This window comes from Acidovorax sp. KPB24-03 (assembly GCF_057546605.1).
The window spans coordinates 17182-28341 of record NZ_BAAJYR010000027.1 but is presented as its reverse complement, the minus strand read 5'-3'; the positions used below and the strand labels follow the sequence as shown (position 1 = coordinate 28341).

The 11160-nt window shown below is 66.8% G+C and carries 5 protein-coding genes and 1 pseudogene; 1 reads left to right on the top strand and 5 read right to left on the bottom strand.

The window, feature by feature from the left end; all coding sequences use genetic code 11:
- Nucleotides 1-1683: TonB-dependent siderophore receptor (locus AC27KI_RS06280; protein ID WP_487113062.1), on the top strand; the 1683-nt coding region annotated here is incomplete at its 5' end.
- Nucleotides 1684-2175: 492 nt separating this feature from the next.
- On the opposite strand, the gene AC27KI_RS06275 is transcribed toward AC27KI_RS06280, so the two are convergent.
- The 5 genes and pseudogenes from AC27KI_RS06275 to AC27KI_RS06255 all read right to left on the bottom strand — a co-directional run.
- A complete protein-coding gene (locus AC27KI_RS06275) occupies nt 2176-3654 on the bottom strand; it encodes a glutamate synthase subunit beta (RefSeq protein ID WP_284405115.1) in 1479 nt (492 codons plus the stop codon).
- Nucleotides 3655-3704: 50 nt separating this feature from the next.
- A complete protein-coding gene (locus tag AC27KI_RS06270; RefSeq protein WP_487113060.1) occupies nt 3705-8459 on the bottom strand; it encodes a glutamate synthase-related protein in 4755 nt (1584 codons plus the stop codon).
- A gap of 180 nt (nt 8460-8639) precedes the next feature.
- On the bottom strand, nt 8640-9344 hold the full coding sequence (locus tag AC27KI_RS06265) for a transposase (RefSeq protein ID WP_487113058.1): 705 nt from the start codon (nt 9342-9344) through the stop codon (nt 8640-8642).
- Nucleotides 9345-9483: 139 nt separating this feature from the next.
- Nucleotides 9484-10437, bottom strand: coding sequence for a class I SAM-dependent methyltransferase (locus AC27KI_RS06260; protein WP_487113064.1), 954 nt, complete (start codon nt 10435-10437; stop codon nt 9484-9486).
- A 90-nt stretch (nt 10438-10527) separates the two neighbouring features.
- Nucleotides 10528-11010, bottom strand: a pseudogene (locus tag AC27KI_RS06255) (DUF1415 domain-containing protein); the annotation flags it as partial.
- Between the last annotated feature and the right edge of the window lie 150 nt (nt 11011-11160).

The window sequence follows — 11160 nt, the reverse complement described above, 5'->3', positions numbered from 1 at the left end:
ATCGAGGTGCTGCGCGGCCCGTCCGGCCTGCTGCAGGGCGCGAGCGAACCCGGCGGCACCATCAACCTGGTGCGCAAGCGCGCGCAGTCCGCATTGGGGCTGAACGCCAACGTGTCCGCGGGGTCGTGGAACATGCGCCGCGCCGACGTTGACCTGACCGGCGCGCTCAACGCCGCGGGCACGCTGCGCGGCCGCGTGGTGGCGGTGAAGGACGACCGCGACAGCCACGTCGCCACGCTGAAGAACGACAAGACCCTGGGCTACGGCACGCTGGAGCTGGACATCACCCCGTCCACCACGCTGTCGGTCGGCCACACGCGCCAGAAGGTGCGCGCCACGGTGGACCAGGGCCTGCCCGCGTATGCCGACGGCCGGCTGCTGGACGTGCCGCGCTCCACGTTCGCGGGCATCGCCGCCAACCGCCAGGACCTGGACAACACCGACACCTTCGCCGAGCTGGAGCACCGCCTGTCCAATGGCGGGCAGGTCAAGTTCGTGGCGCGCGACGTGCACCGCGAATCGCTGTACCGCTCGGTGCGGGCCAACTCGGCCGTGGCGGCCAACGGCAACTACCAGCTGCAGTCGGTGGACTTCCAGCAGGACCTGAAGGACCGCAACTACGACCTGTACATCGCCTCGCCGCTGTCGCTGGCCGGCCGCACGCACCGCGTGCTGCTGGGCGTGAGCCACACGACCAGTGAAAGCCTGGACGGCAACTCCGCCTTCGGCGCGCCCCGCACCGCCAACATCTTCAATCCGCAGTACGACCTGCCCTACCCCAGCATCACGCTGCCCGGCTTTCAGAGCGCCACCCGGCGCACCGAGAACGCGCTGTACGGCCAGGCGCAGGTCAGCGTGGCCGAGCGCCTGAAGGTGCTGGCCGGCGGGCGCCTGTCCTGGGCCAAGGCCGAGACGCGCACGCTGAGCACGGGCCAGACCACGGCCACCGCCGACCCCGGACGGCAGTTCATCCCCTCGGTGGCCGCGATCTACGAGCTGAACGAAAACCTGTCGGCCTACACGAGCTATGCCGAGACCTTCGTGGTGCAGTCCAGCCTGGACCGCGCGGGCCGCCTGCTCACGCCGCGTTCGGGCTCGCAGATCGAGGCGGGCGTGAAGGGCGAGTTTTTGAACAAGCGCCTGCAGACGCACTTCGCCCTCTTCCGCATCCTGGACAAGGACCGCGCCATCGCCGACCCGGACGTTCCCACCGCCTCCCTGGCCGGCGGCAAGGTGCGCGCGCAGGGCTTCGAGACCGAGGTGAGCGGCCAGGTCGCGCCCGGCTGGGACGTGCTGGCCGGCTACGCCTTCACCGCCACCAAGTACCTGCAGGCCCCCGTGTCGCAGCAGGGCCAGGTGTTCAGCCCCATCACGCCGCGCCACAGCGTGAACCTGTCCACCCGCTATGCCTTCAAGGGGCCGGTGCTGCAGGGGCTGAGCGTGGGCGGAGGCGTGAGCTACCGCAGCGAGTTCTTCGCGCAAAGCGGCACGGTGCGCCTGACCTCGGGCGACTATGCGCTGTTCAACGCCCAGGTGGCCTACCAGATCAACGACAAGCTTTCGGTGAGCCTGAACGTGGACAACCTGTTCGACAAGACCTACTACCACAGCGCCTACAACCGCGTCTGGGTCATGCCCGGCAGCCCGCGGCAGGTGACGGTGGGCGTGCAATACAAGTTCTGAGGACCCAGAGCCAAAACAGCCTCCAGCGCAATGAATGCGCCGGCATGGCGCTCATTTTTTCATAGCAATCAGGAACGGTGCCGCAGGATGCCGTTCTTGATGCCAAGGCGGACAGCCGCACCGCGCACCGATCGCAAGGGTTCGAGAAATTTCAGAACGTTTCAGGACTTCTCAGCCCCTGTTAAGGGCACAAAGAAGGCCCGCCGCCAGAATCCGTGGGCTGAACGACGCGATCGAAGAATCACCAGGAATTCGAAAACCGCTCTCCGGTGACGAATGGACAGCCAGATTTCGGCAGGAGAGGGAGGTAAGAGAAAAAGAGAAAGGAAAGGGCGACCGGCGCTGCGCCGCAAACGCTGGCCTTTCCACGAAAGCCCCTGCCGTTCGGCAGGGGCTTTTTTTTTGGATCGTTCGGGCCATCGCATCGGCGCAAAGAAAACGGCGCTCCGAAGAGCGCCGTTATGCTTCAAAGCCTGCCGCTTTTGACGGGACTCAGCGCGGCAAGTCGGAGTACCCCATCAGGAACTCGTCCACCGAGCGCGCGGCCTGGCGGCCTTCGCGGATGGCCCACACCACCAGGGACTGGCCCCGGCGCATGTCGCCCGCGGCGAACACCTTGGGCACGTTGGTGGCGTAGCCGCCGTCAAAGTCGGTGGTGGCCTTCGCGTTGCCGCGGGCGTCCTTGTCCACGCCGAAGGCGTCCAGCACCTGCGCGACGGGGCTCACGAAGCCCATGGCCAGCAGCACGAGGTCGGCCTTGAGGACCTGCTCGCTGCCAGCCACCTCGACCATCTTGCCTTCCTTCCATTCGACGCGGACGGTCTTGAGGCCGGTGACCTTGCCCTTCTCGCCCAGCAGTTCCTTGGTGGAGATGGCGAACTCGCGCTCGCAGCCCTCCTCGTGGCTGGAGCTGGTGCGCAGCTTGATCGGCCAGTAGGGCCAGGTCATGGGGCGGTTCTCGACCTCGGGCGGCTGGGGCATCAGCTCGAACTGCGTGACGCTCACGGCGCCGTGGCGGTTGCTGGTGCCCACGCAGTCGCTGCCGGTGTCGCCACCGCCGATCACGATGACGTGCTTGCCATCGGCGCGCAACTGGCCCTTGAGCTTGTCGCCCGCGTTGACCTTGTTCTGCTGGGGCAGGAACTCCATCGCGAAGTGCACGCCGTCCAGGTCGCGGCCCGGCACGGGCAGGTCGCGCGACTGCTCCGCGCCGCCGGTCAGCAGCACGGCGTCGAAGTCCTTTTGCAGTTGCTCGGGCGTGATGGTTTCCTTGGCCCAGTTGGTGACCTTGGAGCCCTTGCCCAGGCCGTCCTTGGCGGCGCCGATGAAGACGCCGGTGCGGATGGTGACGCCCTCGGCGGCCATCTGCTCGGCACGGCGGTCGATGTGCGACTTCTCCATCTTGAAGTCGGGAATGCCGTAGCGCAGCAGGCCGCCGATGCGGTCGTTCTTCTCGAACAGGGTCACGTCGTGGCCCGCGCGCGCCAGTTGCTGGGCCGCCGCCATGCCGGCCGGGCCGGAGCCGACCACAGCGACCTTTTTGCCGGTCTTGTGCTTCGGGGGCAGGGGCTTGACCCAGCCCTCGGCCCAGGCGCGGTCGATGATGGCGTGCTCGATGGACTTGATGCCCACCGGGTCGTCGTTCACGTTGAGCACGCAGGCGGCCTCGCAGGGCGCGGGGCAGATGCGGCCGGTGAACTCGGGGAAGTTGTTGGTGCTGTGCAGCACCGCGATGGCGCTCTTCCAGTCCTGCTGGTACACCAGGTCGTTGAAGTCCGGAATGATGTTGTTGACCGGGCAGCCGTTGTTGCAGAACGGCGTGCCGCAGTCCATGCAGCGCGCGCCCTGGATCTTGGCCTGCGCGTCATCCAGGCCGATGACGAATTCCTTGTAGTGCTTCAGGCGCTCGCCGACAGGCTTGTAGCCCTCTTCGATGCGCTCGTATTCCATGAAGCCGGTGGTCTTTCCCATGATGTCTGTCCTTGAATCGTTGAATGCGGTGCGGGTGGATCGGGCGGGCCTTACTTGGCGGGCACCGTTTCCTTCGCAGGATGGGCGACCGCGGGCGTCGCGGGCTCCTCCAGCACCTTGCGTTCATGGATTTCGGACAGCGCGCGCTTGTATTCGGTCGGGAACACCTTCACGAACTTGGCGCGCGAGGCCGCCCAGTTGTCCAGCAGTTCGCGCGCACGCTTGCTGCCGGTCCAGCGGTTGTGGTCTTCCAGCATCTTCTTGAGCTGGGCTTCGTCGGTCTGGTCTCGGTGCCAGATGCCGCGCGAGATGCTGGCGGTCTGCTCGTCACCGGGCAGGATGCGCTCCAGCGTCACCATGGACAGGTTGCAGCGGGTGTCGAACAGGCCGTCCTCGTCGTACACGTAGGCCACGCCGCCGCTCATGCCGGCCGCGAAGTTGCGGCCCGTCTTGCCGAGCACCACCACGGTGCCGCCCGTCATGTATTCGCAGCCATGGTCGCCGGTGCCTTCCACCACGGTGGAGGCGCCGGACAGGCGCACCGCGAAGCGCTCGCCCGCCACGCCGCCGAAGAACGATTCGCCGCTGGTGGCGCCGTACATCACCGTGTTGCCCACGATGGTGTTGCGCGTGGTGTCGCCGCGGAAGTCGATCGACGGACGCACGATGACGCGGCCGCCCGACAGGCCCTTGCCGGTGTAGTCGTTGGCATCGCCGATCAGGTACAGCGTGATGCCGCGCGTGAGGAACGCGCCGAACGACTGCCCGCCCGTGCCTTCCAGCTGGATGCGGATGGTGTCGTCCGGCAGGCCTTCAGGGTGGGCGCGCGTGACGGCGCCCGAGAGCATGGCGCCCACCGAGCGGTTCACGTTGCGCGCCACTTCGATGAACTGCACCCGCTCGCCCTTTTCGATGGCGGGCTGGCTGCGCTCGATGAGCTTGCGGTCCAGGGTCTTTTCGATGTTGTGGTCCTGCACGTCGACATGAAAGCGCGGCACGTCGGCCGGCACGTTCGGCTGGGCGAACAGGCGGCCGAAATCCAGGCCGCGCGCCTTCCAGTGGGCAATGCCGGCACGCATGTCGAGCAGGTCGGTGCGGCCGATGAGGTCGTCGAACTTGCGGATGCCCAGCTGGGCCATGATCTGGCGCACTTCTTCGGCGATGAAGAAGAAGTAGTTCACCACGTGCTCGGGCTTGCCCGAGAACTTCTTGCGCAGCTCGGGGTCCTGCGTGGCCACGCCCACGGGGCAGGTGTTCAGATGGCACTTGCGCATCATGATGCAGCCCTCGACCACCAGCGGCGCGGTGGCGAAGCCGAACTCGTCAGCCCCCAGCAGCGCGCCGATGGCGACGTCGCGGCCGGTCTTCATCTGGCCGTCGGCCTGCACGCGCACGCGGCCGCGCAGGCGGTTGAGCACCAGGGTCTGCTGGGTTTCGGCCAGGCCGATCTCCCACGGGCCGCCCGCGTGCTTGATGGACGACCAGGGTGATGCGCCCGTGCCGCCGTCGTGGCCGGCGATCACCAGGTGGTCGCTCTTGCACTTGGTCACGCCCGCGGCGATGGTGCCCACGCCCACTTCGGACACCAGCTTGGTGCTGATGCTGGCGTGCGGCGCCACGTTCTTCAGGTCGTGGATGAGCTGGGCCAGGTCCTCGATCGAATAGATGTCGTGGTGCGGCGGGGGCGAGATCAGGCCCACGCCGGGCACGCTGTGGCGCAGCTTGCCGATGTAGTTGGTGACCTTGCCGCCGGGCAGCTGACCGCCCTCGCCGGGCTTGGCGCCCTGGGCCATCTTGATCTGGATCTGGTCGGCCGACGACAGGTATTCGGCCGTGACGCCGAAGCGGCCCGACGCCACCTGCTTGATGCGGCTGCGCAGCGAGTCGCCGTCCTGCAGCGTCAGGTCGACCTCGACGTTCTCGGCGCCGATCACGCTCTTGAGCGTGTCACCCTGCTTGATCGGAATGCCCTTCAGTTCCTGGCGGTAGCGCGCGGCATCCTCGCCGCCCTCGCCCGTGTTGCTCTTGCCGCCGATGCGGTTCATGGCCACGGCGAGCGTGGCGTGCGCCTCGGTGGAGATCGATCCCAGCGACATGGCACCGGTGGCGAAGCGCTTGACGATCTCCTTGGCCGATTCGACCTCGTCCACGGCAATGGCCTTGGTCGGGTCGAACTTGAATTCGAACAGGCCGCGCAGGGTCATGTGGCGGCGGCTCTGGTCGTTGATGAGCTGGGCGTATTCCTTGTACGTGTTCCAGTTGTTGGCGCGCGTGGAATGCTGCAGCTTGGCGATGGCGTCGGGGCTCCACATGTGCTCTTCGCCGCGCGCGCGCCAGGCGTATTCGCCGCCGGCGTCCAGCATGGTTTCCAGCACCGGGTCGTCGCCGAACGCGGCCTTGTGCATGCGGATGGCTTCTTCGGCGATCTCGAACACGCCGATGCCTTCCACGCGGCTGGCGGTGCCAGTGAAGTACTTGACGATGGTGTCGGTGTTCAGGCCGATGGCCTCGAACAGCTGCGCGCCGCAGTAGCTCATGTACGTGGACACGCCCATCTTGGACATGATCTTCGACAGGCCCTTGCCGATGGCCTTCACGTAGTTGTAGATGGCTTTATCGGGCGACAGGTCGCCCGGCATGCCCGCGTGCATCTCGGCCAGGGTTTCCATGGCGAGGTAGGGGTGCACGGCCTCGGCGCCGTAGCCGGCCAGTACGGCGAAGTGGTGCACCTCGCGCGCCGTGCCGGTCTCCACCACCAGGCCGGCCGTGGTGCGCAGCCCTTCGCGCACCAAGTGCTGGTGGATGGCCGACAGCGCCAGCAGCGCGGGGATGGCCACCTGCGTGGCGTTCACGGCGCGGTCGCTGATGATGAGGATGTTGGCGCCGCCCTTGATGGCATCGACCGCCTGCGCGCACAGCGAGGCCAGCTTGGCCTCCACGCCTTCGCGGCCCCAGTCCAGCGGGTAGGTGATGTCGATGGTCGCGCTCTTGAACTTGCCCTGCGTGTGCTTTTCGATGGCATGCAGCTTGGCCATGCCGGCGAAGTCCAGGATGGGCTGGCTCACTTCGAGCCGCATCGGCGGGTTGACCTGGTTGATGTCCAGCAGGTTGGGCTTGGGGCCGATGAAGCTGTTGAGCGACATCACGATGGCCTCGCGGATCGGGTCGATCGGCGGGTTCGTCACCTGGGCGAAGAGCTGCTTGAAATAGTTGTACAGCGGCTTGTTCTTGCCCGACAGCACGGCCAGCGGGCTGTCGTTGCCCATCGAGCCGATGCCCTCTTCGCCGTTCTTGGCCATGGGCGCCATCAGGAACTTGATGTCTTCCTGCGTGTAGCCGAAGGCCTGCTGGCGGTCGAGCAGCGGCAGTTCGGCCGGCAGCGGACCGGCCGGCGCCTCGCCGCCCACGCTGTCGAGCTTGATGCGCAGGTTCTCGATCCACTGCTTGTAGGGCTTGGTGTTGACGACGTTGGCCTTGAGCTCCTCGTCGTCGATCATGCGGCCCTGCTCCAGATCGATCAGGAACATCTTGCCGGGCTGCAGGCGCCACTTGCGCACGATCTTGTTCTCGGGGATCGGCAGCACGCCGGACTCGGAGGCCATCACGACCAGGTCATCGTCGGTGATGCAGTAGCGCGAGGGACGCAGGCCGTTGCGGTCCAGCGTGGCGCCGATCTGGCGGCCGTCGGTGAACACGATGGAGGCCGGGCCGTCCCAGGGCTCCATCATCGCGGCGTGGTATTCGTAGAACGCGCGGCGGCGCTCGTCCATGGTGGTGTGCTGCTCCCACGGCTCGGGAATCATCATCATCACGGCCTGGCTGATGGGGTAGCCGGCCATGGTCAGCAGTTCGAGGCAGTTGTCGAACGTGGCGGTGTCGGACTGGTCGGCGAAGCTGATGGGGTAGAGCTTCTTGAGGTCGGCCGCGAGCACGGGCGAGGCCATCACGCCCTCGCGCGCCTTCATCCAGTTGTAGTTGCCCTTGACGGTGTTGATCTCGCCGTTGTGCGCCACGTAGCGGTACGGGTGGGCCAGCGGCCATTCGGGGAAGGTGTTGGTGGAAAAGCGCTGGTGCACCAGGCCCACGGCCGAGACGCAGCGCTCGTCCTGCAGGTCCAGGTAATAGGTGCCCACCTGATCGGCCAGCAGCAGGCCCTTGTAGACCACCGTGCGGCTGGACATGCTGGGCACGTAATACTCTTTGCTGTGCTTGAGCTTGAGGTTCTGGATGGCGGCGCTGGCCGTCTTGCGGATCACGTACAGCTTGCGCTCCAGCGCGTCCTGCACGATCACGTCGTTGCCACGGCCGATGAAGACCTGGCGCAGGATGGGCTCCTTCTTGCGCACGGTGGGCGACATCGGCATGTCGCGGTTGACCGGCACGTCGCGCCAGCCCAGCAGCACCTGGCCCTCGGCCTTGATGGCGCGCTCCATCTCCTGCTCGCAGGCCAGGCGCGAGGCGTGCTCCTTGGGCAGGAAGATCATGCCGACGCCGTATTCGCCGGAGGGCGGCAGCACCACGCCGGTGGAGCCGTCGGGGGCCGTGCCGGCCCGGGCCATCTCTTCGCGGTAGAGCGCGTCGGGGATCTGGATCAGGATGCCCGCGCCATCGCCCATGAGCTTGTCGGCGCCCACGGCGCCGCGGTGGTCGATGTTTTCGAGGATCTTGAGCGCCTGCGTCACGATGTCGTGGCGCTTCACCCCCTTGATGTGGGCCACGAAGCCCAGGCCGCACGCGTCGTGCTCTTGAGTGGATGAATAGAGACCGTGCTCTTGCAGGTATTGGATCTCGGCAGCCGTCGTCATGGCGCTCTCCTCGGAAATGGGTCGCAGGGAGCGCAAGATTAGTGCATCGCAGCAAGGTCGGGCAAGCACTTTAAATGGGGTCAGATTCACATTATTGATGAGAATAGGTCGCATTTATTTTTATTGGGGACACATCAAATTCAGGAGCAATGAAGCTTTTCGCCATATGGCCTGAGGGAATTATTCGGGAATGGGTCTCGGCATTGCGGGCGGGCGGCCGGCCTTGCCTTTGACCACCCGCCGCTCCGTCTGCTGTTGCAACGCCTGCACGAACGCGGCGTCTCCCAGGGCCCAGCCGGCGAGCGCGGAATCGGTCAGCGCCTGCTGCTGCAGCCGGCCGACGCCCGCCTGAACCAGCGCGGCGTAGGCCGCCTCGCGGGCGAAGGGCGTGTTGCCCAGCGCCCAGAACAACGCATGCGGCGTGATGAGCCGGTCGTTGCGCAGGCCCAGGCAATGGGCGTGGCTGGACCAGGGGTAGTCCACCGCCTGCGTGGTGGCGCCGGAGCGCACTGGATTCAGGTCCATGTAGGCCATGCAGGCAAGCAAATAACGCTCGGGCTGCAGCACGGTGGAGCGGTAGCGCCCCTCCCACAGCGTGCCGGTGCGCGCGTGGCGGTTGTTGAAGTAGCGCACGTAGCTGCGCCCCACGGCCTGCATCATCAGTGGCAGTCCGTCGGCCGTCTGGGGGGTGGCCAGCAGGTGGAAGTGGTTGCCCATGAGCACGTAGGCATGGACGGCCACGCCGCAGCGGCGAGCCTGCTCGGTCAGCAGGGCCAGCATGGTTTCGTGGTCCTGCCGGTCGGCGAAGATGGCCTGGCGGTTGTTGCCGCGCTGGATCACGTGGTGCGGGTAGCCGGCAAGGGTCAGGCGGGGCAGTCGGGCCATGGGGTCGCACAAAGTGGAGCTAAGCGCCATGGTAGGGGGAATCCGTCCCCGATTCCGCATGTGCCGCCCGATCGGCGCGATTGCTACTATTTTTATAGCATCAAAGGCAAACAAAACCCCGGCATGCTGCCAAAAACCCTCAAACCGTTGCCGGAACCGCCTCGGGCGCCGTGTCCGCCTCTGGCGGCAGGCCGAACCGCGCCGCCAGAGTCTGCTCCAGCCCGAACTCCGCCAAAATCGCCCGCAGCCGCTCGGCCGCGCTGCGCTTTTTCTGGCCGGTGTAGCGGGCCACGATCAGTTCGTTCTTCATGCTGTGCTCCCAGCCCACCAACTCGGTCACCGTCACCTGGTAGCCGCTGGCTTCCAGGTGCAGGCAGCGCAGCACATTGGTGATCTGGCTGCCCATCTCGCGCGTGTGCAGCGGGTGGCGCCACAGTTCGGCCAGCGGCGTGCGCGACAACTGCAGCGCCTTGCCCTGGCGCAGGCACGCGGCCACCTCGGCCTGGCAGCAGGGCACCAGCACCATCGCGCGCGCCTGTTTGGCCAGCCCGAAGGCGATGGCGTCGTCGGTGGCCGTGTCGCAGGCGTGCAGGGCCGTCACCACGTCGATGCGCTGCGGCAGCGCCGCGGCATCGGTGGATTCGGCCACCGACAGGTTGAGGAACGACATGCGCTCGAATGCCAGCCGCTGGGCCAGGGCGCGCGAGTGCTCCACCAGCTCGGCCCGCGTCTCGATGCCGTAGATGTGCCCGCGCCCCAGGGCCTGGAAGAACAGGTCGTACAGGATGAAGCCGAGATACGACTTGCCCGCCCCGTGGTCCGCCAGCGTGGCAGCGTGGCCTTCCTGCGACAGCTCCTGCAGCAGCGGTTCGATGAACTGGAACAGGTGGTACACCTGCTTGAGCTTGCGCCGCGAATCCTGGTTGAGCCGCCCTTCGCGGGTGAGGATGTGCAGCGCCTTGAGCAGTTCGATGGACTGGCCCGGCCGCAGCTCCTGCAGCACCTGGTCTTCGGGCGAGGGCTTCGGCGCGGTCCGCCCCGCCGATGACGAAGAAGCGCCCCCCTGCCCGGCCGCAGCTTTGGCGCGCTTCATGCGCCCTCCCCCTGCGCCGGCAGCGCCCACCGGCGTGGCCCGCCCGGCCACCGGGCAGCGCGGGCCGACATCCAGTGCCTTCCAGCCTTCGGCGCCCAGTTCCTCCAGCACTTCGATGTTGCGCTCGAAGATCGCCTCGGCCTCGGGGAAGGCCTCCACCGCACGGTCGATGCTCTCCTCGCGCAGCAGGTGCAACGTGGGATACGGCGCGCGGTTGGTGCTGTTGGTGACGTCGTCCACGTCGGTGCCGTCGAACTGGAACTGCGGGTGGAACGAGGCCACCTGCAGGATGCCGCCCAGGTCCATGGCCTCGACCAGATCGTCGGCCAGCGCGAGGAAGTCGTTGAAGTCCAGAAAATCCTCCATGCAGCCCGGCGCCATGAGCAAGGTGGTGTCACGGCGCTCGGCGGATATTTCGGCCAGCGCCTCCAGCTCGCGCTGCAGGTCTTCCAGCAGGCCCCGCCCATCGGTCGCCTCGCTCACCACGTAGTGGATCTGCGCCTTCACATGCACCGCCTTGGCGAAGGGGCACAGGTTCAGGCCGATCACCGCGCGCTCCAGCCAGCGCACCATGTCCTCTTTCACGGTGTCGTGCGGAAAGGCGTGCGGGGCGGCGGCGGGCAATTCGGTCATGGGGACTTTCTTCGGGGGGCGCCCATTTTATCGGCCGGGCGCGGGTGGGCCTTGCGGCGGGGCCGTGCCGCCAGACCGTGGCAGCGTTCG

What these genes read in the sequence shown, in the direction of transcription:
- AC27KI_RS06275 (WP_284405115.1), bottom strand. Translation starts at nt 3,654, where the DNA reads ATGGGAAAGACCACCGGCTTCATGGAATACGAGCGCATCGAAGAGGGC.
- AC27KI_RS06270 (WP_487113060.1), bottom strand. Translation starts at nt 8,459, where the DNA reads ATGACGACGGCTGCCGAGATCCAATACCTGCAAGAGCACGGTCTCTAT.
- AC27KI_RS06265 (WP_487113058.1), bottom strand. Translation starts at nt 9,344, where the DNA reads ATGGCCCGACTGCCCCGCCTGACCCTTGCCGGCTACCCGCACCACGTG.
- AC27KI_RS06260 (WP_487113064.1), bottom strand. Translation starts at nt 10,437, where the DNA reads ATGAAGCGCGCCAAAGCTGCGGCCGGGCAGGGGGGCGCTTCTTCGTCA.